General features: G+C 71.8%; 15 protein-coding genes, 1 pseudogene and 1 riboswitch. Of the genes and pseudogenes, 8 read left to right on the forward strand and 8 right to left on the reverse strand.

Going from position 1 to position 21399, the window contains the following annotated elements:
* The first annotated feature begins 18 nt into the window (after window positions 1–18).
* A complete protein-coding gene (locus tag ACFXPK_RS14655; protein ID WP_385075224.1) occupies window positions 19–1971 on the forward strand; it encodes a GMC oxidoreductase in 1953 nt (650 codons plus the stop codon).
* A 160-nt stretch (window positions 1972–2131) separates the two neighbouring features.
* Here ACFXPK_RS14655 and ACFXPK_RS14660 read toward each other — a convergent pair whose 3' ends face one another.
* Both ACFXPK_RS14660 and ACFXPK_RS14665 read right to left on the reverse strand, forming a co-directional pair.
* Entirely contained in the window at window positions 2132–3217 is a 1086-nt protein-coding gene (locus ACFXPK_RS14660) for an LAETG motif-containing sortase-dependent surface protein (RefSeq protein ID WP_385075227.1), read from the reverse strand.
* Window positions 3218–3813: 596 nt separating this feature from the next.
* Window positions 3814–4158, reverse strand: coding sequence for a chorismate mutase (locus tag ACFXPK_RS14665; protein WP_385075230.1), 345 nt, complete (start codon window positions 4156–4158; stop codon window positions 3814–3816).
* Window positions 4159–4521: 363 nt separating this feature from the next.
* Between ACFXPK_RS14665 and guaA the strand changes: the two genes are divergently transcribed.
* The 3 genes from guaA to ACFXPK_RS14680 all read left to right on the forward strand — a co-directional run bounded on the left by guaA (window position 4522) and on the right by ACFXPK_RS14680 (window position 8374).
* Entirely contained in the window at window positions 4522–6105 is a 1584-nt protein-coding gene (guaA, locus tag ACFXPK_RS14670) for a glutamine-hydrolyzing GMP synthase (protein ID WP_385075233.1), read from the forward strand.
* 293 nt (window positions 6106–6398) lie between these two features.
* A complete protein-coding gene (locus ACFXPK_RS14675; protein ID WP_385075236.1) occupies window positions 6399–7664 on the forward strand; it encodes a hypothetical protein in 1266 nt (421 codons plus the stop codon).
* Window positions 7665–7855: 191 nt separating this feature from the next.
* Window positions 7856–8374, forward strand: a complete 519-nt coding sequence (locus tag ACFXPK_RS14680) for a DoxX family protein (protein ID WP_385075239.1) — start codon at window positions 7856–7858, stop codon at window positions 8372–8374.
* 156 nt (window positions 8375–8530) lie between these two features.
* On the opposite strand, the gene ACFXPK_RS14685 is transcribed toward ACFXPK_RS14680, so the two are convergent.
* Window positions 8531–9904: a PspC domain-containing protein gene (locus tag ACFXPK_RS14685; protein ID WP_384998448.1), complete on the reverse strand. Its 1374-nt coding sequence runs from the start codon at window positions 9902–9904 to the stop codon at window positions 8531–8533.
* 156 nt (window positions 9905–10060) lie between these two features.
* Between ACFXPK_RS14685 and ACFXPK_RS14690 the strand changes: the two genes are divergently transcribed.
* Both ACFXPK_RS14690 and ACFXPK_RS14695 read left to right on the forward strand, forming a co-directional pair.
* Complete coding sequence (locus ACFXPK_RS14690) at window positions 10061–11359, forward strand: PspC domain-containing protein (RefSeq protein WP_385075242.1); 1299 nt, start codon at window positions 10061–10063, stop codon at window positions 11357–11359.
* A gap of 110 nt (window positions 11360–11469) precedes the next feature.
* Window positions 11470–12192 carry a LuxR C-terminal-related transcriptional regulator gene (locus tag ACFXPK_RS14695; protein WP_384998442.1) on the forward strand — a complete coding sequence of 241 codons (723 nt, stop codon included), beginning with the start codon at window positions 11470–11472 and terminating at the stop codon, window positions 12190–12192.
* Window positions 12193–12280: 88 nt separating this feature from the next.
* Here the strand turns inward: ACFXPK_RS14695 and ACFXPK_RS14700 are convergent, their stop codons facing one another.
* Together ACFXPK_RS14700 and ACFXPK_RS14705 are read right to left on the reverse strand one after the other, a co-directional pair.
* Window positions 12281–12658, reverse strand: a complete 378-nt coding sequence (locus ACFXPK_RS14700; RefSeq protein ID WP_384998439.1) for a hypothetical protein — start codon at window positions 12656–12658, stop codon at window positions 12281–12283.
* 177 nt (window positions 12659–12835) lie between these two features.
* On the reverse strand, window positions 12836–13876 hold the full coding sequence (locus ACFXPK_RS14705) for an NlpC/P60 family protein (RefSeq protein ID WP_385075247.1): 1041 nt from the start codon (window positions 13874–13876) through the stop codon (window positions 12836–12838).
* A gap of 277 nt (window positions 13877–14153) precedes the next feature.
* On the opposite strand from ACFXPK_RS14705, the gene ACFXPK_RS14710 reads away from it, so the two are divergent.
* Window positions 14154–14507 carry a hypothetical protein gene (locus ACFXPK_RS14710; RefSeq protein WP_385075250.1) on the forward strand — a complete coding sequence of 118 codons (354 nt, stop codon included), beginning with the start codon at window positions 14154–14156 and terminating at the stop codon, window positions 14505–14507.
* Window positions 14508–14715: 208 nt separating this feature from the next.
* Here ACFXPK_RS14710 and ACFXPK_RS14715 read toward each other — a convergent pair whose 3' ends face one another.
* Complete coding sequence (locus ACFXPK_RS14715) at window positions 14716–15948, reverse strand: NlpC/P60 family protein (RefSeq protein WP_384998430.1); 1233 nt, start codon at window positions 15946–15948, stop codon at window positions 14716–14718.
* Window positions 15947–16121, reverse strand: a riboswitch (cyclic di-AMP (ydaO/yuaA leader). Its footprint overlaps the gene before it by 2 nt.
* A gap of 280 nt (window positions 16122–16401) precedes the next feature.
* On the opposite strand from ACFXPK_RS14715, the gene ACFXPK_RS14720 reads away from it, so the two are divergent.
* The gene (locus tag ACFXPK_RS14720; RefSeq protein ID WP_385075253.1) at window positions 16402–18936 is read left to right on the forward strand and encodes an ATP-dependent DNA helicase; all 2535 of its coding nucleotides are present in this window, start codon (window positions 16402–16404) and stop codon (window positions 18934–18936) included.
* An 81-nt stretch (window positions 18937–19017) separates the two neighbouring features.
* Here the strand turns inward: ACFXPK_RS14720 and ACFXPK_RS14725 are convergent, their stop codons facing one another.
* Together ACFXPK_RS14725 and ACFXPK_RS14730 are read right to left on the reverse strand one after the other, a co-directional pair.
* Window positions 19018–20829, reverse strand: a complete 1812-nt coding sequence (locus ACFXPK_RS14725) for a peptidoglycan DD-metalloendopeptidase family protein (RefSeq protein WP_385075256.1) — start codon at window positions 20827–20829, stop codon at window positions 19018–19020.
* Window positions 20830–21073: 244 nt separating this feature from the next.
* Window positions 21074–21399: pseudogene (locus ACFXPK_RS14730) on the reverse strand (lipase); the annotation flags it as partial.

Consider the following 21399-nt stretch of genomic DNA (forward strand, 5'->3'; position numbering starts at 1 on the left):
TCTCGACGAGGAGAGCCGATGTCACAGACGGACGATCACGACAACGACGTGGACGCGTACGTCCCCGACGACGCGTACGACGATGACGACACGCACGACGATGACGACGCGTACGACTACGACGTGATCGTGGTCGGCTCCGGTTTCGGCGGCTCGGTCTCCGCGCTGCGGCTGACCGAGAAGGGGTACCGGGTCGGCGTCCTGGAGGCGGGCCGCCGGTTCACCCGCGAGACGCTCCCCAAGAACTCCTGGGACGTCCGGAACTACCTCTGGGCACCCGCCCTCGGTCTCTACGGCATCCAGCGCGTCCATCTGCTCGGCAATGTGATGGTGCTGGCGGGCGCCGGGGTCGGCGGTGGCTCGCTCAACTACGCCAACACGCTCTACGTGCCCCCTGCTGCCTTCTTCGAGGACCCGCAGTGGGCGGGCATCACCGACTGGGAACAGGAGCTGAAGCCCTACTACGACCAGGCCAGGCGCATGCTCGGCGTCCGGCTCAACCCGACCACGACCCCCTCGGACGTCCACCTCAAGGCGGCGGCCGAGGCGATGGGCGTGGGCGACAGCTTCCACCTCGCCCCGGTCGGGGTCTTCTTCGGGGACGGCGAGGACGCCGGGGGCGGCGCCGGTACGGCGGCGGTCCGGCCGGGGACCACGGTGGACGACCCGTACTTCGGCGGCGCGGGCCCGGCACGGCGCGCCTGCACCGAGTGCGGCGAGTGCATGACGGGCTGCCGGCGCGGCGCGAAGAACACCCTCACCGAGAACTACCTGTACCTGGCGGAACGGGCGGGAGCGGTCATCCACCCCATGACCTCGGTGACCGCTGTCACGGAGGACGAGGGGCACGGTCTGCGCGTCACCACCGCGCCGACGGACCAACGGCGCAAGGGCCGTACAAAAGGTCACACAAAAGGTCACACCAAAGGAAGGGTCGGCGGAAGCGGTGGAACCGGCGGTCCGGAGAAGGTGCTCCGCGCTCGTCATGTCGTGATCGCGGCCGGTACGTACGGCACCCAGACCCTGCTCCACACCATGCGCGACCGGGGCCTCCTGCCGCGCCTCTCCCCCCGGCTGGGCGAGCTGACCCGTACCAACTCCGAGGCGCTGGTGGGCGCACAGACCCTGGACCGGCGCTACCGCGCACGCCACGGCGCGCGGAAGGCGGACTTCACCCGGGGCGTCGCCATCACGTCCTCCATCCACCCCAACGCCACCACCCACATCGAGCCCGTGCGGTACGGGAAGGGCTCCAACGCGATGGGCGCGCTCTGCGTCCTCCAGGTCCCGTACGGCGACCACCGGGTACGGGGCTGGCTCGGGAACGCCGTGCGCCATCCGGTGCTGCTGCTCCGCTCGTTCTGGTACCGCTCCTGGTCGGAACGGACGATCATCGGACTGGTCATGCAGTCGCTGGACAACTCCCTCACCACGTACCGCAAGGCCGGCGGCGTGGGCAAGGGCCTGCTCACCGCCCGCCAGGGCCATGGCGCCCCCAACCCGAAGCAGATACCCGAGGCGACGCGCGCGGCGTCCCTCATAGCCGAGGAGATAGGCGGCTTCCCCGGCAGCAACTGGGGCGAGCTGATGGGCACCCCGCTGACCGCGCACTTCCTGGGCGGATGCGTCATCGGCGCCTCGGCGCGGGACGGCGTCATCGACCCGTACCACCGGCTGTACGGGCACCAGGGGATCTCGGTGGTCGACGGCTCGGCGGTCTCGGCCAACCTGGGCGTGAACCCGTCGCTGACGATCACGGCCCAGGCGGAGCGCGCGATGTCCTTCTGGCCGAACAAGGGCGAGCGCGACCCGCGCCCGGACCAGCGTGCGGGAACGGAGGGGGGAACGGTGTCCTACGAACGGCTCGCGCCCGTGGAGCCGCGGTCGCCGGTGGTCCCGGAGGGCGCGTTCGGCGAGCTGAAGCTGCCGTTCCTGGGGATGCCGACGGTCCCGAGCAGAAGGAACTCCTGAGGGCGGGGCGCCGCGGACACAGAAAGGCGCTGCACCCCCCTCCGAGTGCAGCGCCTCTCCGGCTTCAGCGGTCCTTCTTCAGCGGTCCTTCTTCAGCGGGCCGATGTCAACGGTCCGATGTCAGCGGTCCGGCTTCAGCGGTCCGTGTCCCGCGTGGGTGTTACGCGGCGGCGTCGCCACCGCGGCGGCGCTTCATCGCGAACATCACACCGGCACCGGCGACGACGGCGATCCCGCCCGCCATGCCGATGACCGGGACCATCGAGGAGGAACCGGTCTCCGCGAGGTGGCCCACCGGCTTGATCTCGATGTTGCCGGCCGGCTTCGCCGGAATCGGCTTCTTGCCCCCGGTCTGCGGCTTGGCCTCACCGGGCTCGCCCGCGTCCGAACCGGCGGTCACGATGTCGAACTCGTAGACCCCGTAGTCGTCCGCGATGACGCAGTTGCCCTTGTCGTCCGCGTAGAGCCCGATGCCGATGGCGTAACCGAGACCGGACGGGGCGGACTTGTCCACGCTCAGCCGCAGCTCGACGGAGAACGTCTCCTTCGCCCGGATGTCGGTGTAGCCGAGGTAGCCGGAGCCCTCGTCGTCGTCATCCAGGGAGATGCCGGTCCATGCGCCGGTCTCCGGGTCCTTGTACTGGAGCGTCAGATGGCGGGAGTCCTCCTCCCAGGTGTTCTCGTCGATCTGGCCCACGAAGACACCGAGGTCGACGCGCTTGTAGGTGTTCTCGCCCTTGTTCGAGACATTGAGCTCGAACGCGTGGAAGCCGCTGCCCGCGACGATCCGCTCCGGCAGCCCGGTCAGACGGGTCCGGAGGTTCTTGTCGAAGGTGACCTCGCCGTCCTCGGAGCACTGGACCGGGCCGGGGGACGCGGTGGTCGCCGTGGCGGACGGCTCGGCGGGCTCGCTCGTGCCGGGGCTCGCGCTCGGGCTTGTGCTCGCGCCCGGTGAGGTGCTGGTCGAGGGCTTCCCGGCCTCGGGGGCGCCCGCGTCGGGGTCTTCGGGCTGCGTGGGCGCCGATTCCGTCGGCGCCGGGGCCTCGTCGGTGGTCGACGACGACGGCTCGGCGGGCGGCTGCCCGGCCTCGGCGTTCTCGCCGGCGCCGGGTGCGGGCGCCTCGGACGAGGTCTGCGGGGTGACGTTGTCGCCGTCGGTGGCGAACGCGGGCGTGGCCGCGAGGAACGCGGCGGGGGCCATGACGGCGGTCGCGGCTGCGACGGCCATGGCGCGGCGGAGCTTCATGAAAGACCTCAGCGAAGTTCGGCGCACCGGCAGGCTGCGGTGCGGAGTCGTGGGGCCCTCTCGCATGATGTGGGGTCACGGGTGAGGCCGTAGGTTACGCATGCAAGACCTGCGACCTGCGGGAATGGTTGCAGCGATCTTCACAGAAACTTTATGTGTCCTGCGTCACGCCGTATCGGCCGCTCTGCGCGGCGGCCCGCCGTGCGCGGCGGTCTGCCCGGCGAGGTGGCGAGTTCTGCACGGCGCGGTGGCGAGTTCTGCACGGCGGCCGGTTCCGGGCGTCCCCGGAACCGGCCGTTCCTCTGGCGACCGGCCGGCTGTCCCCTGCCGTACGGTCACGGGCGCCGGGACGAGGTCCCACGACGTATGACGTCGCACGCCCCGGCGGAGCCACGCGGTCCTTCTCCCGACTGCGATGGAGTGCGCTGCGTGCCCGTACGAACCAACGAAGCGCGCCAGGGGCGGTCACGCGCCGTACGGGTGAGAGCGGTGCCCGAACGCAGATACGCCCCCCGGGAGGCCCGGCCGGACGCGGTCGCTCCGCATCTGGCCCCGGAGAGCGCGGTCCGCCAGACGTGGCCGCCAGACGCGGCCCGTCAGACGCGGCCCCGGCTCAGCTCCAGCAGCGTCATCGCCAGCGCCGTGCCCGGTTTGCCGAGGGCGTCCCGGTAGCGGCCGAGGATCTCCATCTCCCGGGAGAGATGGACGCGGCGGCCTCCCGAGCCGATCCGGGCGTCCTGGATCACGGCCGAGATCGCCATCCGTTCCTGGATGAGGCCGATGATGCGGTCGTCGAGCGTGTCGATACGTTCGCGGGCGCCGCCGATGAGCGAGGTGGCCTCGGTGGTGCGGGCGCCGGTGTTCTCGGGGGTGACGGTGGTGGCAGGGATGGCAGATGTGGCAGAGGTGACGGTGCGGGTGACGGTGGTGTCGGATGCCATGACGGGTCCTTGTCGGTTCGGGGGCCTGAGCCGCACGGCCCCGAACGCGACAGACGCCCCGGGCCTTGTCGGCCCGGGGCGCCTGGGAAGTCGCTTGTCAGCTCAAGCAGCACGACCATGGCAGCCGGACGGGCCGGTGCCATAGGTAAAGACGAAGGTGAGCTGCTTCCGCATGCGCACAGTATGGACCCGGAGCCCCGGCGGACGGCAAAACGGGGCCGGATGGTGAGACGAGGCCGGATGAGCCGGGTGAGGGGGCTGAGGGGGGAGCCGAAACGATCTGTCCGCGACCCCTCACCGTCCCCCGTTAGAATCGAAGAACAGCATCGCGCTCTCGTCACACCTCCGCCGGAAGGCCGCCCCGTGCCCGCAGCACCCCCCGCCGCCCCCGACGTCGTACTCGTCGTCGACTTCGGCGCGCAGTACGCCCAGCTCATCGCCCGCCGCGTCCGCGAGGCCCGGGTCTACAGCGAGATCGTCCCGTCGACGATGCCCGTGGCCGAGATGCTGGCCAGGAACCCGAAGGCGATCATCCTCTCGGGCGGCCCGTCCTCCGTATACGCGGAGAAGGCGCCGAGCGTCGACCGCGCGCTCTTCGAGGCCGGGGTCCCCGTCTTCGGCATGTGCTACGGCTTCCAGCTCATGGCGACCACGCTCGGCGGGACCGTCGACAACACGGGTGCGCGCGAGTACGGCCGCACCGCGCTGACCGTCTCCCGGCCGGACTCCACCCTCTTCGAGGGCACCCCGGCCGAGCAGTCCGTCTGGATGTCGCACGGCGACGCCTGCTCGGCCGCGCCCGAGGGGTTCACCGTCACCGCGTCCACGGACGTCGTACCGGTCGCCGCGTTCGAGAACGACGAGAAGAAGCTGTACGGGGTCCAGCACCACCCCGAGGTGATGCACTCCACCTACGGGCAGCAGGTCCTGGAGCACTTCCTCTACCGGGGCGCGGGCATCGAGCCGAACTGGACCACCGCCAACGTGGTCGACGAGCAGGTCGCGCTCATCCGTGAGCAGGTCGGCACCAAGCGCGCCATCTGTGGGCTGTCCGGCGGCGTGGACTCGGCCGTGGCCGCCGCGCTGGTGCAGAAGGCCATCGGGTCGCAGCTCACCTGCGTGTACGTCGACCACGGTCTGATGCGCAAGGGCGAGACCGAGCAGGTCGAGAAGGACTTCGTCGCCGCGACGGGCGTACAGCTCCGCGTGGTCGACGCCGAGGAGCGCTTCCTCACCGCGCTGGCGGGGGTCTCCGACCCCGAGCAGAAGCGCAAGATCATCGGCCGGGAGTTCATCCGGGTCTTCGAGCAGGCCCAGGCGGAGATCGTCGCGGAGGCGGGCGCCGAGGGCGAGGACGTCGCGTTCCTCGTGCAGGGCACGCTCTACCCGGACGTCGTGGAGTCCGGCGGCGGCACCGGCACCGCCAACATCAAGTCGCACCACAATGTCGGCGGGCTCCCCGACGACATCGAGTTCCAGCTCGTCGAGCCGCTGCGCAAGCTGTTCAAGGACGAGGTCCGGATGGTCGGCCGGCAGCTCGGCCTGCCGGACGAGATCGTCCAGCGCCAGCCGTTCCCCGGCCCCGGCCTCGGTATCCGTATCGTCGGCGAGGTCACGCGCGACCGCCTCGAACTGCTCCGCGACGCGGACGCGATCGCCCGCGAGGAGCTGACGGCGGCGGGCCTGGACCGCGACATCTGGCAGTGCCCGGTAGTCCTGCTCGCGGACGTACGCTCCGTGGGCGTCCAGGGCGACGGCCGGACCTACGGCCACCCGATCGTGCTGCGGCCGGTCTCCTCGGAGGACGCCATGACCGCGGACTGGACCCGGATGCCGTACGACGTCCTGGCGAAGATCTCCACCCGCATCACCAACGAGGTCCGGGACGTCAACCGCGTGGTCCTCGACGTGACCAGCAAGCCCCCGGGCACCATCGAGTGGGAGTAACCACTCCGCAGATCAACGCCGTCGCCGTCGCCGTCGCCCATCCGTCCGGGCGGCGGCGTTGCCGTTCCTCCTGGGTGCGCTGCTGGTAGAGGCGGGACTCCGTCGTACTGGAGGCGTCGCTCCGCCGAGCACTGACTCTCACGGGTCAACACCGTAACGATGTTGTCACCCGCACCGACCCGGCAAACTCCGCGTATCCCTCCCTTCGTGCGGGACAATTTCCCTGCGATGTAAGGAAGTTCACTGGGTTGGAGTTCGGGGCGGAACTCGGGGCGGGGAAGGCGGCAATCGGCGTGGCGGTGCAAGAGGTGCGGCAGGGCGCGCACGGCGGTGGCTGCGCGTGCGGGGACTGTCCGCACGGGGCCCGGGAAGGGCATCGGCGAGCCGTGGCCGCGTTCCTGGCGAAGCGGGACGAACTGGCCGCGGGGCAGGGGCTGCCGGCCGCCGTCGCGCACTCCGCGGGAGCCTCACGGCAGTGGGTCTCCGACGAACTCACCCAGTCCGCCCGCGCGGTGGCGGACCGCAGCCGCGAGGCGGGCGACGCCTGGCTGCACACCGTCTGGCGGCACACGCTCTTCGGCGCCTGGGGCGGTGTCGTGCTGCTCCTGCTGGCGCAGACGGTCACCGCGATCGGCGCCGGCTGGACCCTCGCGCGGACGGCCGGACTGCTCGCCGCCCTCGTCTGCGCCGGACTGCTGACCGTGTCCGCCTGGCTGCACCGCGCCCGCGGCGGGCTGCTGGCGCCGCTGATCGGGGAGGACAACCGGCTCTCGACCTCCCGGACCGTGGCCTCCGTCTGGGTGCTGCTCGTCGTCTTCGCCGTGCTCGTCCTCGCTCTCCAGCTCGCCGGTGCCTCCGGGCCCGACCGCCGCGACGAACTGATCGCCGGTCTCGAACTGGCCCGGGGCGCCGGACTGGTGGGCGTCCTCGCCGCCGTGTGCGCGATCGCCGTCGTCGTCCGCCGTGTGGTGTCCGTACGGGTCCTGGGCCAGCGGCTCCAGAAGGTGCGCGCCGACCGGCCCCGGCTCGCCGACCTGCTCTGCGACGACGGCGGACGCGGCAGCTTCACCGACGTTCAGTACACGCTGGTGAACGCCGTCGCCGCCGTCTTCGCCGCCGTCCGGCTCGCCCGGCGCCCCGAGCAACTGCCCGATCTGCCCTGGGCGCTGGCCCTGCTCGTCGGGGTCTCCGCCGCCACCTACTTCGCCGGGAAGTACGCGGAGGGCGGGCGCCCCGTCGTGCTGTCCGTCGTGCGGGCCAGGGAGGCGGGCGATCTCGACGCCCCCATCCGGACCGGTGACGACATCGAGATCCGCGGCGCCGGATTCGTCCCGCCCGGCGCCGGCACCCCCGACCGGCTGGCCCGGATGGTCGTCCGGATCGGCGCGGTCCATGTCCATGTGCCGCTGGTGCCCGTCCCCGGCGGGTTCGCCAACCCGGCGGACACCTCACTCACCGTGTCCGTACCGGTGGAGGTGGAGCCCGGAGCCGTCGAGGTCCAGGTCGTCACCGCGGCGGGGGTCGAGACCAACCGCGTGATCATCGAAGTCATGGACTGAGCGAATTCGGCCGATTGTTGCTCCTGTTCTGATGGAGAGTTTTCACATCTTTTCCGAGGGGGCCCATTCCGCCCGGCCCAACGGCTGGTTCACTGAGCGCCGGATGTGTTCACTGCGTATGCAGGGGCAGGGCACGCGGGGGCAGTCGCCCGCGCGGCCGCGGTGCGGGACAGGGAGAGGTGGACCCGGCGATGACACACGGCTACCGGAGGGACGGTTACGGAGGGCTCGGCGGCGAACGCCTCGGCCGGCGTGAGAGCGCCGCGCGCCACGCGCTCCTGCCACTGAGGATCTTCCTCGGCGTCACCTTTCTCTACGCGGGCATCGACAAACTGACCCAGGGCGGCTTCTTCGCGGCCACCGGCAGTGGCTCCGTCGGCGAGATGATGCGGGGCGTCCGCGACAGCTCCGCCATCCCCGCCCTCGTCGACCTGGCGCTCAAGAGCCCCGCCGGCTTCGGATACGCCATCGCCCTCGGCGAGATCGCCGTCGGCCTCGGCGCCCTCTTCGGCCTCCTCACCCGGATCGCCGCGCTCGGCGGCGCCCTGATCTCGCTCAGCCTCTGGCTCACCGTGAGCTGGGGGGCCACGCCGTACTACTACGGCAACGACCTGCCCTATCTCATGGCCTGGCTGCCGCTCGTGCTCGCCGGGGCGCCCTCGTTCTCCTTGGACGCCGTCCTCGCCGACCGTCGCCGCCGTATCCGGTAGTGGCACCAGGTCACCACGGCCGCCAGCAACAGCCCCCAGAACATGATGGGGAACGCCACGAACCACGGCGTCGGCCCGGCGTCCGCCGCGTCGCCCACGTACGCGGCGGACACCGCCAGCGCCGTCAGTCCCACGATCAGCCGGCCCGGCCGGAACTCATGAAGCAGCACGGGTGACCTCCACCTGTCCGAGCCCGACTTCGAGCTCCAGCCGCAGCGTCCCCGCCGGGGCGCTGCCCGCGACCGGAGCCAGGGTGAGAGCCCGCGACTGCCTCGGCGAGACGTCCACATCGTTCGGCGGCTCACCGGGAAGCCTGATGTCCCCCAGCGCGGCCTTCGCCGTCATCCTCACCGTCACTCCCTTCGGTACGACGACCTTGAGCAGACCCGCACCCACCTCGGCCGACGAACTGACCGTCCGTCCCTCGGGCACGGACACCCCGCTCAGATCGAGCAGGCCCCTGCCCGACCCCAGCTCGTAGCGCGGCTCCACAGCCGCCACCGACACCGGTGTCCACTCCTTGCGCGCGAACTCCGTCGTGATGTTCTTCGGCAGGGCGGCGCTCCCGGCGAGCAGCCCGGCCGTGACCACCGTCAGGAAGATCGTGCCCACCCCGGTACGGCCCAGGAAGCTGCTGACCGCGATCCCCAGACCGAACACCGCGAGCGCGGCGGTCAACCCGATCTCCAGGCTCGTGCCCAGCGGCCGGCTCTCCCAGGAGAGCCCCGTACCGAGCCCGCCCGCCAGCAGAGCCAGCAGGAAGACGACCCCGGCGATCCCGCGCGGGCCCCGCGGGCGGGGCTCCCGTATGCGTGACGCCGCCCGGTCCCCGCAGCCCGCCCCGTCCTTGCCCCGCCTGTGCCAGCCCCAGGGCCGCGCCTCCACCTGCTCGCCCGTCGGGCCCCACAGATAGTCCGTGCCCACCGGGCCCGTGGTGCCGTCCTTCACGATCGGGTCCCGCCACCACGACGGGGCCCCCGGCGTCGGCGGCGCCTTCGTCTCCGGCGGAGCGTCCGCCACCACATGCGCGGCGGCCGGATCGAGCGGCCCGCCGTCCGGCAGGGTGCCCCGCCGGCGCTGCGACCAGACGGCCGCCCCCACCACCGTGATCGACAGGATCCCGGCGAAGCTCAGCGTCTCCCCGTTGTCCAGCATCGACAGGAACAGACCGCACCCCGCCAGCGCGAGCAGCACGGCGATCAGCGACGCGCCGTCCACCCGACCCGACAGCAGCCTGCGCGCCTCGTTCTCCTCCTCGCCCTCCAGCGGTATCAGCAGCCAGGCGAAGCCGTAGAAGATCAGCCCGAGCCCGCCCGTGGCCGCGAGCACACCGAGCACGATCCGGAAGATGACGGGGTCGACGTCGCAGTACCGGCCGAGCCCGCCGCACACGCCCGCGAACACCTTCTGCCGGGGGCTGCGGTGCAGATGCGCGGGGGCGCCCGCGACCGCGGTGGCGCCCGAGGGCGGTGGCGGTGCGGCGGACGGCGCGGTCGGCGAGGACGGCGGCTGAGTCGGCGGCTGGGTCATACGACCATGGTGACGGGGCGAGGGCCCGGTCTCCACCGGCGACGACCCCGGTCTGACCCTGATATTGGCCCCCCGGAGCCCCCGGTCCCGGATCAGGGTCACGTCAGGGGTACGACCCTGATGCCCTGTCCCGCCCCGCCGTGTGACCATCGGTGCATGCCAGCCGCCCCGCCTCGCACCGCCGCGTCGCCGCACTCCCGTGCCCCCGGGCCCGAGGAGCAGCCGCCGCGCAAGCTGTACCGCAGCGCGGACGGCCGGATGCTCGGCGGGGTCGCGCGCGGACTCGCAGGCCATCTCGGACTGCCGGTGGCCTGGGTCCGGCTCGTCTTCCTCATCTTCTTCTTCTCGCAGGGCCTGGGCGCCCTGCTCTACGCCGTGTTCTGGATCGTCGTCCCGCTCGGCGTCGGCGGCCGGGCCGTCGAGTCCCGCCCGCTCTTCGAGACCAGCCCGGACGGCAGACGCCGGCTGCGCAAGCCCGACAAGGGCCAGCTCTTCGCCCTGCTCGCGCTGGTCGTCAGCGCGGCCACCTTCATCGGCAACGTCAGCCTGGGCCGCAGCGACGCCGACCGCTACATCTGGCCGATGCTGCTGATCGGCGTCGGCGTCGTCCTCGTCTGGCGTCAGGCGGACAACGCGCGACGCGCCCGCTGGACCGAGATCGGCCGCCGCCGCCGGATACTCCAGCTCGCCCGGGGGCTCTCCGGCGTCGCCCTGGTCGGGCTCGGCCTCGCCGTCTTCATGGTGGTCCGCGGCGCGGCGGCCCAGTTCGGCAATGTGCTGACGGGCGCGATCGCCGTCGTCGCCGGGGTCGCGCTGCTCGCCGGGCCCTGGCTCGTCCGGATGACCCAGGACCTCTCCGAGGAGCGCCTGATGCGGATCCGCGCACAGGAGCGCGCCGAGGTCGCCGCGCACGTCCACGACTCCGTGCTGCACACCCTGACGCTCATCCAGCGCAACGCGGACGACGGGGGAGAGGTACGCAGACTCGCCCGCGCCCAGGAGCGCGAGCTGCGCGCCTGGCTCTACAAGCCGGAGGGCACGGGCAAGGACGAGGCGGACGAGCCCACGACGCTCGCCGACGCGGTGAAGCGGACGGCGGCCGAGGTGGAGGACTACCACGGCGTGCCGATCGAGGTCGTGGTCGTCGGCGACTGCCCGCTCGACGAGAAGCTGTCCGCGCAGATGCAGGCCGCGCGCGAAGCGATGGTCAACGCCGCCAAGTACGGTGGCGAGGGCGGCGCCGTACAGGTGTTCGCGGAGGTCGAGGGGCGTACGGTCTTCCTCTCCGTACGCGACCGCGGCCCCGGGTTCGATCTGGACTCCGTCCCGGACGACCGGATGGGCGTCCGGGAGTCGATCATCGGCCGTATGCAGCGCAACGGAGGCACGGCCCGGCTGCGCGCGGTGCCCGACGGCGGCACGGAGGTCGAGCTGGAGATGGAGCGCGCCGACTGAGCGGGGGCACGCGCCGACCGGCGGTGGATGGACCGGTCGCCGGGAGGGGACCGTACGGTACGAGAGCCGCGCAGACGGCTGCGGAGCGACAAGGGCGAGGGACAGACACCATGAGCGAGGGCGTACACGCCGAATCCACTCCCGCGGCGAGCGGGGACCCGGCGGGGGACGGCCGCCGCGTCCGCGTCGTGCTCGTCGACGACCACCGGATGTTCCGTACGGGCGTCCAGGCCGAGATCGGCCGTACGGAGGAGACGGGCGTCGAGGTCGTCGGCGAGGCGGCCGACGTCGACCAGGCGGTCACCGTGATCACCGCGACCCGCCCCGAGGTCGTCCTGCTCGACGTCCATCTGCCGGGCGGCGGCGGGGTCGAGGTGCTGCGCCGCTGCGCGCCGATGATGACGGCGGCCGAGAACCCGGTGCGTTTCCTGGCGCTCTCGGTCTCGGACGCGGCCGAGGACGTCATCGGCGTGATCCGGGGCGGCGCCCGCGGCTATGTCACCAAGACGATCACCGGCACGGATCTGGTCAACTCGGTCTTCCGGGTCCAGGAGGGCGACGCGGTCTTCTCGCCCCGGCTGGCCGGCTTCGTCCTGGACGCCTTCGCGTCGACCGACGCGCCGCCCGTGGACGAGGACCTGGACCGGCTCACGCAGCGCGAGCGCGAGGTGCTGCGGCTCATCGCGCGGGGCTACGCCTACAAGGAGATCGCCAAGCAGCTCTTCATCTCGGTGAAGACCGTGGAGTCCCATGTCTCGGCGGTCCTGCGCAAGCTCCAGCTCTCCAACCGCCACGAACTCACCCGCTGGGCGACGGCCCGCCGGCTGGTCTGACCGCGGAGCCGACGCCCGGCGCCCTGCCGACCGGCCCGACTGCGGAGCCGACGCCCGGCGGCCCGCCGGGCGCGGCCCCGTCCGCGGCTCACCGGCAGTGCCAGCCGGTCACGTACAGCCGCCCCTGGTGGGCCAGCACGCCGCGGATGCACTCGCCGGGCCGCGTGTCGAGGACGCCGGTCAGCTCGGCGCGGCCCTGCCGGGTGCGCACGGTGCCGAACCAGCCGGGGAACGCCGTGATCCGGGCATCCCTGCGCTGGTAGCCGAGGCGGACGGGGATCTCGTGGCCGACCCCGGTCCGTACATAGCGCGTGGTGAAGTGGCCCGCGCCGCCGATCGGGCCCTCGACACAGAGCCGGCCGCCGGAGAGATCCCCGCAGCCCTTCGGGGTGACGCCCACGGGCGCCAGGACGAACAGTGCGCCGACGACGAGGACCGTCGTACTGACAGCGGTGGCTCGGCTCACGACCGCCCCTTTCCTCTCCCCCTCACCGTTCCGATGGCGTTCTCGTGCTCATCGTCAACCGGGGAAGGGAACGAGGCACTCCGGCATGGGCCGTCGGAGACAACCCCTCGGCGGCCGGGGCCCCATGACGGATCCGGCCGGTGCCGCGTGACAGTCATCAGAGGTGTCCGGGGGGCGTCAGACGGGCCGGGCGGCCCCCGCGAACGGCATCTGGTCGACCGGCGCGAGCCGGACCGCCGTGCCCGGCCGCGGCGCGTGGATCATCTGCCCGTCGCCCACGTAGATCCCGACATGGCTGATGCCCGAGTAGAAGAACACCAGGTCACCGGGGGCCAGCTCGGAGCGTGTGACGCGCCTGCCCGCGTTGATCTGTGTGTAGGTGGTACGGGAGAGGGCGACCCCGGCGGCGCGCCAGGCGGCCTGGGTCAGCCCCGAGCAGTCGAAGGACCCTGGGCCGGTCGCGCCCCAGACGTACGGCTTGCCGATCGCCCCGTACGCGAAGGCGACGGCGGCCTCGGCCCGCGCGTTCGGCGCCCGTACCGCACCGCGTGGCGTCCCGCGGTCCGCGCGCGCGGCGTACCCGCCGTCCCGCGCCTCGTAGCGGTCGCGCTGCTCGGCGGTGAGCCTGTCCAGGAGCCGCCGGGCGGAGGCGATCTTCCCCTGGACGGTGGACTTGTGCCGGGCCAGCTCGGCGCGGCGGGCCGTGAGATCGGTGAGCTGGGTGTCCGCCCGGGAGCGCAGCCCGGCGACGACCGACAGCTCCCTGCGGATCCCGGCGACGGCGGCGGCCTGCCGGCTGCCCGCACGCTCGGCGAGACCGGCCCGCTCCAGATACTCCTCGGGACGGGAGCTGAGGGCGAGCTGTACGGCCGGGTCGAGGCCACCGCTGCGGTACTGGGCCGAGGCGATCGAGCCGAGTTGGTCCCGCGAGGCGTTGAGCCGCTCCGTCCTGCGGGTGGCCTCGTCGCGCAGCACGGTGAGCGAGGCGCGGGCCTCGTCGGCCTTCACCTTCGTGCCGTTGTACTGCTCGGTGGCGGCCTCGGCCTGCGTGTACAACGCGTCGACCTTGGCCTTGATCTGCGCGGGGGTGAGCCGGGGCTCGGTGTGCGCGGGTCCCGCCGCCGTGGCGGTCGCGGCACCGGCGAGCGCGAGCGTCGCGGCGGTGCGGCCGGCCTGGCCGGTGAACGGGCGTTGTCTGGGCTTTCGGTGCGCTGCCACGGGGGCGGGGTCCGTTTCCTTCGTCTCCGTCGATTCCGTGCGGTACGGCCGCCCGGTACGGCCGGGGAGGGGCCGCACGCAGGACGTTAGGACGCCGGATCACGACTCGGCCTCGGCATGGCGGGAATTGGCGGGAGGTGAAGGTTCCGGAGCGCTTCCTGATCAGGATCGTCCGTCCGGAGTGCGCACTTGTGCCCTTCCGGACGGACCCGATCGATCATGGAAGTAAGCCTCACCTCACCGAGGAGGGGTGATACGGCCCGGCTACGCTCCCGGCATGGACGTACTCATCAATGTCTTCGTCGCCCTGCACATCATCGGCATAGCCTCGCTGCTCGGCGGATTCCTGACGCAGACGAAGGCGATGAGCGCCGGGACGGCGCGCTTCACCCCTCCGATGCTGCACGGAGCGCTGACGATGCTGATCACGGGGATGGTGCTGGTGGGCCTCAGCCAGGCCGACGACCAGGCGCTCAACAACATCAAGCTCGGCGTCAAGATGGCCGTCCTGGTCGTGATCCTGGGCATCGTGTACGTGAAGCGGGACGACGAGGCCGCCGCGAAGCCGCTGTTCGGCGCGGTGGGCGGGCTGACGGTGGCGAACATCCTCATCGCCACCCTCTGGACCTGATCCCGGCGCTCCGTCCCCCGCGTGCGCGGGGGAACCGGAGGCCGGGGACGGACCGCTCAAGGACCCGCCGCATACCGGACCCGAGGACCCGCCGCAGACCGAACCCGAGGCCCGGCCGGAGACCCGGGCCGTAGACCGGACCCCAGGGCCGGCCGGAGACCCGGGCCGGAGATCCGACCCGAGGCCCGGCCGGTGACCGGGCCGGGGGTCAGGCCGGGCGGACGCTGCCGTAGATCGGCATGTAGTAGATCGATTCCTCGCGTACGTTCGCGCCCGGCTTGGGCGCGTGGATCATCATGCCGTCGCCGATGTAGATACCGGCGTGGCTGAGGTCGTCGTAGAAGAAGACCAGGTCGCCCGGGAGCAGGTCGTCGGTGGCGACGCGCGTGCCGGTGTTCACCTGGGCGGCGGTGGTGCGCGGCAGCTCGACGCCCGCCGCCTTCCAGGCAGCCTGGGTCAGCCCCGAGCAGTCGTACGAACTCGGCCCCGAGGCGCCCCAGACGTACGGCTTGCCGATCTGGGCGGCGGCGAAGGCCAGCACCTTGGCCGCCTTGGCCGCGTACGTGGCGGCCGGGTCACCGCCGGTCCCGGCCTCCATGGCGGTGCCGCCGACCGCGACCGGAACCGTACCGCCGACGGTGCTCGCCGCCGCGAGACCGCCCGCGTCGGTGACCTGGGGCTGTCCCGCCTCGCGCCGGCGCTCCGCCTCCGCTTCGGCCTCCGCCTTGTCGCGGGCCTCCGCCTTGGCCTGCGCCTCCGCCGCGCGCCGGGCCTCTTCTTCCCTCTTGCGCTCCAGCGCGGCCAGCCGCGCCTGCTCCTCCGCGGTGAGCCGCGCCAGCAGCGCGCGGGCCTCGGCGAGCTTCTTCTGGATGCTCTCCTTGCTGTTCCGCAGGGAGGCGGGCGACTCGTCCGGATCGAGGCTCATGGCGGCCCGGTCCCGCTCCTCCACCGCCTCCGCGTGGCGCGCCGGGGGCTCCGCGACGGTGCTCCGCCGACGGTCGGTCGGCGCGTCCACCGCCCCGCTCCGCCCGGCGTGCGGCTGCGGGCCGTCCGTGAACGCCAGGGTGGCCGCCGGGGTGCCCGCGGCTTCCCCGGGCCGTGCGGCGGGGGAGGAACCGAGCGTACGGCGCGCCTCGTTCAGCTTGTCCGCGCTCTTGGCGACGCCCTCGATGACCCGGTCGACCGTGCGCTTCTGCTTGGCCGTGGTCTCCTTCGCCCTGCTGTACGTCTGCGACTCTCCACCGGCCTGGCGGTACAGGGCGTCGACCTTCTTCTGCACCTCTTCGACCGACGGTTTCGAATCCGCGGGCGCGGCGTCCGCGCTTTGCGTCGACAGCAGCGTGACCGAGGCGATGGCGGCCGTCGTCACTCCGACCGCGGAAGAGTTGGGGCCTACTCCGCTACGGCTGCGCGACTTGCGATGCGACGCCAAGTTCGGCATCTCCTTCCGTGGACCGCCTACCGGGTTAGCTGTCGGGTTCGGGCGGAACGGAAGGCTGCCCTACGGGCCTTGTGCGTACGGCGAACGTACGGCCCGATTCACCCCGGTCGTGCAGAGTGGGTCCCCGGTTCCGAACTTCCTTGCGGAAAGCCCGGATTCGGCGTGGGCCGCCCGCTCGGCGCGGATCGCCATCAGAGGTACGGGCTGCCTGATCGAGCACGCTAGCCAAAATGTGGCGCTGATGTGAAGGTGGATGGCCGATATGCCCGATACATTTCTGTGACCATTTGCTCGTGTGGAGTGCAGGGAGCCCCCGTGCGGGGTATAGCGTCACGCTCCGTATGTGGACCGGGACCGTCCGGCTTCCCGGCCCGGCCCGCGGGGCCGACTTCCCCCACCGGCTTTCCCGGTCGGGCGCCGACTGTCAGTGCGGCCGCCTAGACTCGTTAAGCGATGAGCAGCCTCTTTGACGACAGCTTCCTGGCCGACCTCCAGCCCTCCGGCGACGAGCACCCCCCGCCGCCCGAGGACCAGGACGAGCACGCCCCGGAGCAGGTGCCCGACGACCTGTTCCAGGGCGCGTACGACGTGCCCCCGGCCCGGGACCCGTACCACCGCGACGGCGCGCCCCGCACGGTCATCGACCCCGCCTCGCTCCTCGAAGGGCTGAACGAGGAGCAGCGGGCGGCCGTCGTGCACACGGGATCGCCGCTGCTCATCGTCGCCGGGGCCGGGTCCGGCAAGACCCGGGTGCTGACCCACCGGATCGCGCATCTCCTCGGCACCCGAAGCGTCCACCCCGGCCAGATACTGGCGATCACCTTCACCAACAAGGCCGCGGGCGAGATGAAGGAGCGCGTCGGCCAGCTCGTGGGCCCGCGCGCCCAGGCGATGTGGGTGCTGACGTTCCACAGCGCCTGCGTACGGATCCTGCGGCGCGAGTCGAAGCGGCTCGGGTTCACGTCGTCGTTCTCGATCTACGACGCCGCCGACTCGAAGCGGCTGATGGCCCTGGTCTGCCGCGATCTGGACCTCGACCCCAAGCGCTATCCGCCGAAGTCCTTCAGCGCCAAGATCTCCAACCTGAAGAACGAGCTGGTCGACGAGGAGACCTTCGCCGGGCAGGCGGTCGACGGCTTCGAGAAGACCCTCGCCGAGGCGTACCGGATGTACCAGGCGCGGCTGCGCGAGGCCAACGCTCTGGACTTCGACGACATCATCATGACCACCGTCCACCTGCTCCAGGCGTTCCCCGACGTCGCCGAGCACTACCGGCGCCGCTTCCGGCACGTCCTGGTGGACGAGTACCAGGACACCAACCACGCCCAGTACACCCTCGTACGCGAACTGGTGGGCCCCTCGGGCGAGGGCGAGGACCCGGCCGAGCTGTGCGTCGTCGGCGACGCCGACCAGTCGATCTACGCCTTCCGCGGCGCCACGATCCGCAACATCCTCCAGTTCGAGGAGGACTACCCGGACGCGACGACGATCCTGCTGGAGCAGAACTACCGCTCCACGCAGACGATCCTCAGCGCGGCCAACGCGGTCATCGAGCGCAACGAGAGCCGCCGCCCGAAGAACCTGTGGACCAAGGCCGGCGCGGGCGCCCAGATCACCGGCTACGTCGCGGACACGGAGCACGACGAGGCGCAGTTCGTCGCCGACGAGATCGACCGGCTGACGGACGCGGGCGAGGCCAAGGCGGGCGATGTCGCCGTCTTCTACCGGACGAACGCGCAGTCCCGTGTCTTCGAGGAGATCTTCATCCGGGTCGGCCTGCCGTACAAGGTCGTCGGCGGAGTGCGCTTCTACGAACGCAAGGAGGTCCGGGACGTCCTGGCCTATCTGCGTGTCCTCGCCAATCCGGAGGACAACGTACCGCTGCGCCGGATCCTTAATGTGCCCAAGCGCGGCATCGGGGACCGCGCGGAGGCCATGATCGACGCCCTGGCGCTCCGGGAGAAGATCACCTTCCCGCAGGCGCTGCGGCGCGTGGACGAGGCGTACGGCATGGCGGCGCGCTCCGCCAACGCCGTCAAGCGCTTCAACACGCTCATGGAGGAGTTGCGTACGGTCGTCGAATCGGGCGCCGGACCGGCCATGGTCCTGGAGGCCGTACTCGAACGGACCGGCTATCTGGCCGAGCTTCAGGCGTCGACCGACCCGCAGGACGAGACGCGGATCGAGAACCTTCAGGAACTGGCCTCGGTGGCGCTGGAGTTCGAACAGGAGCGCAGTCAGGCCGCCGCGACCGCCGGTGACGGCGGCGACGCGGACGCGGGCGGAGAGGGCGGCGGGGACGGTACGGACGCTGCCGCCGCCCCGGCCGCGACACCGACCCTCGCCGAGTTCCTGGAGAAGGTCGCGCTGGTCGCCGACTCCGACCAGATCCCCGACGAGGACGAGGACGGCTCCGGTGTCATCACGCTGATGACGCTGCACACCGCCAAAGGCCTCGAATTCCCGGTGGTGTTCCTCTCGGGCATGGAGGACGGCGTCTTCCCGCACATGCGCGCCCTCGGCCAGACGAAGGAGCTGGAGGAGGAGCGCCGACTCGCGTACGTGGGCATCACGCGCGCCCGTGAACGGCTCTATCTGACACGGTCGTCGATGCGCAGCGCCTGGGGGCAGCCCTCGTACAACCCGGCTTCGCGGTTCCTGGAGGAGATCCCGGGACACCACATGGAGTGGAAGCGGACCGGCGCGCAGATCCCGGCGGGTCCGACGTCCGGGATCACGTCGTCGCTCTCCTCCTCGGCGTCGCGTTCACGGTCGGGCGGCGGGCCCTCGGGCTTCGCGACGCGGCGCGCGAGCGACAAGCCGGTGATCGCGCTGGTGGTGGGGGACCGGGTCACGCACGACCAGTTCGGCCTCGGCACGGTCATGGAGGTGACGGGCGTGGGCGCGGACGCGCAGGCGACGGTCGACTTCGGGGACACCAAGCCCAAGCGGCTGCTGCTGCGGTACGCGCCGGTCGAGAAGCTGTAGGGACGAGGCAAGGAAGAGCGCCGCGGCCGGTGGGCCGCGGCGCTCGCCTCTGGCTGTGCTGTTCTGTGCCGCGTGACCCGGCTACGTCGGGTCGAGGCTGTGGCTGCGGAACCAGGACAGCGGGTCGATCGCCGAGCCGCCGCCGGGCCGTACCTCGAAGTGCAGGTGCGGTCCTGTGGAGTTGCCGGAGTTGCCGGAGTAGGCGATCACGTCACCGGCCTTGACCGAACCGGAGCGGATCTTCGTACTGCTGAGGTGGCAGTACCAGGTCTCCGTGCCGTCCGGGGAGGTCACGATGGCCATGTTGCCGTAGGCGCTGTTGTACTGCGTGCGTACGGTGCCGTCGGTCGCGGCCATGACCGGTGTGCCGTACGAGACGGGGAAGTCGATCCCGGTGTGCATGGACATCCAGTTGACGCCGGCCTGGCCGTAGTACGCGCTGAGTCCGTGCTGCGAGACGGGGAGGGCGAACTTGGGGCGGGCCGCCTCCTTGCGCGCCGCCTCTTCGGCGGCCCGCTTCCGCTCCTCGGCCTTCCGCTCCTGGAGGTCGATCCGCTCCTGCGTGCGGCTGGCGCGGTCGCCGAAGTCGCGGGCGTCGGCGCTGAGCGCGGCGAGCTGGGTGTCCAGCTTGTTGTTGGCCGCCGCGGCGACGGGCTTGGCGGAGGCGGTGTCCTCGGCGGAGGCCGTGGTGGTGGAGTCGTCCTTGGTGTCCTCACCGGTGAGTCCGCCGACGGAGGCGGCGGCGATACCGGCGACGCCCATCACACAGGCGGAGGGCACGGCGACGGTGAGGAGGGCGGAGCGCTTGGCGGGGGTACGGCGCCGGCCTCGGCTGCCGTTCCCGGCGCCGCCGGCCCGGCGCACGGGGCGCGGGGTGATCGTCACCGCGGGCGTGGCCATCGTGGCCGCCGTGTGCAGCGAGTCGGGGTCGTCCTCCGGCGTGGCCGGTTCCACGGGGTTCTCGGCGTCCGGGGCGAAGTCGTCGGCTCCCGGACGGTGTTCGGCTTCGGCTCCGGGGCCGGTCTCCGGTGCGGTGACCGTCTCGACGGCGCCGGTGTCGTAGCCCTGCTGCTCGGTCTTGTAGACCGGCTCCGCCTCGTAGCCCGGTTCGGCGGTGTAGCCGGGTTCGGGTTCGTAGCCCGGCTCCGCGTCGTAGGCCCGTTCAGGTTCGGGGCCCGGGGCGCCGTACGCGTACGGCGCCTCCTCGGGCGTGGTGCCCGTGCCGTTCCAGGCGGTCGCGTCGTACGAACCGGTGTCGAACGACGGCGCGTTCCACTGGGCGGTCGCCTCGTAGGAGAACGGTGCCGCTTCGAACTGCGCCGCTTCGAACTGGGCGGTTTCCAGGGCGGCGAGCTGCGCCGGGTCGAAGGTGGCGGTCGGCGTCGCCCCGGGCGTGTCGTAGCCGCTGTACGAGACGCCGTCGAACGCCGTGGTGTCGAACTGGCCCGTGTCGCCGGGGCCGTTCGGCTGGACGACCTGGTGCCAGGCGCCGGAGCCCCACTCGCCGGTGGCGTCCTGCGGATAACCGCCGGTGACGGGGGAGTCGGGGGTGACGGTCGGCCACTGGCCGCTGGTGTCGTACCCCTGCGCGCCGTACGCGTCGTAGCCGGTGGCCTGGTGGTGAGCGCCGGTGTCCCACTGGGTGTTGTCGTACTGACCGGAGTGCCCGGCGTGCGGGTGTCCGGCCTGCATGGGGTCACCGTGCAGAGGATCGCCCTGTGCGTGGTCGGCCTGCACGGTCGCGTACTGGCCGGTGGCGGCGGAAGTGTCGCCGTACCCACCCGTGCCACCCGAACCGTCCGGCAGCGAGCCGAAGAGGGGATCTGTCTCGAAGCTGCCGTTCTGGTAACCGTCGTAAGCGGTGTACCCGGCGTGGGCGTGCTGGTCGTTCACCAACTTCTCTCTCGCCTCGGCAGCAGAACCAGGCTCTGGGAAATCGGGTCCTGTGTGGAAAGGGCCCCCAGAGGGAAAGCAGTGGCCGCGACTGTACCCGGCGGTATGCGACGGCGACAATCTTCCGCGAGTTTCGTGCTTTACGGAAACGGGCATTCGGCCGTGTTTCGGCGAACTGTGGGCGCAGGCTTGGCCATACGTTCGAAATGCGTTCGAGTGTGAGAGTGGGGCCAGGCTCCGCGGATCAGGCGACGGAAGCGGATCCGGAACCCTCGGCCGGAGGTGTCGGCACGGAATCTTCACCGGAACTGGTCGCAGGGGTCGATCCGTCGAGCGCGTGCCGGATGCCGGCGGCGACCCCCGAATGGATCGGCAGGGCGAGATGGCCGACCCCGCTCACCAGCACGTTCTCCACGAGAAGGTCCGGATGTTCGATCCTGGCCGTGGTGACCGGCGCCATCAGGGGGTCTGCGTCGCTCCAGAAGCTCACGAACCGGGTGCGGGGGGCGGGGGGCGGCGGCCCCCCCACCCCCATTAACCGCGCTCCCGGGCGCGACAGGCGGAACACCC

Origin of the sequence: Streptomyces sp. NPDC059142 (genome assembly GCF_042755665.1) — a bacterium.
Taxonomy (GTDB): domain Bacteria; phylum Actinomycetota; class Actinomycetes; order Streptomycetales; family Streptomycetaceae; genus Streptomyces.

Excerpts from the sequence above, each read along its gene's own strand:
- ACFXPK_RS14665 (WP_385075230.1), bottom strand. The coding sequence starts at position 4,158 with ATGGCATCCGACACCACCGTCACCCGCACCGTCACCTCTGCCACATCT.
- ACFXPK_RS14710 (WP_385075250.1), top strand. The coding sequence starts at position 14,154 with ATGGACGTACTCATCAATGTCTTCGTCGCCCTGCACATCATCGGCATA.
- ACFXPK_RS14720 (WP_385075253.1), top strand. The coding sequence starts at position 16,402 with ATGAGCAGCCTCTTTGACGACAGCTTCCTGGCCGACCTCCAGCCCTCC.
- ACFXPK_RS14655 (WP_385075224.1), top strand. The coding sequence starts at position 19 with ATGTCACAGACGGACGATCACGACAACGACGTGGACGCGTACGTCCCC.
- ACFXPK_RS14690 (WP_385075242.1), top strand. The coding sequence starts at position 10,061 with ATGCCAGCCGCCCCGCCTCGCACCGCCGCGTCGCCGCACTCCCGTGCC.
- ACFXPK_RS14680 (WP_385075239.1), top strand. The coding sequence starts at position 7,856 with ATGACACACGGCTACCGGAGGGACGGTTACGGAGGGCTCGGCGGCGAA.
- ACFXPK_RS14660 (WP_385075227.1), bottom strand. The coding sequence starts at position 3,217 with ATGAAGCTCCGCCGCGCCATGGCCGTCGCAGCCGCGACCGCCGTCATG.
- ACFXPK_RS14685 (WP_384998448.1), bottom strand. The coding sequence starts at position 9,904 with ATGACCCAGCCGCCGACTCAGCCGCCGTCCTCGCCGACCGCGCCGTCC.
- ACFXPK_RS14715 (WP_384998430.1), bottom strand. The coding sequence starts at position 15,948 with ATGCCGAACTTGGCGTCGCATCGCAAGTCGCGCAGCCGTAGCGGAGTA.
- ACFXPK_RS14695 (WP_384998442.1), top strand. The coding sequence starts at position 11,470 with ATGAGCGAGGGCGTACACGCCGAATCCACTCCCGCGGCGAGCGGGGAC.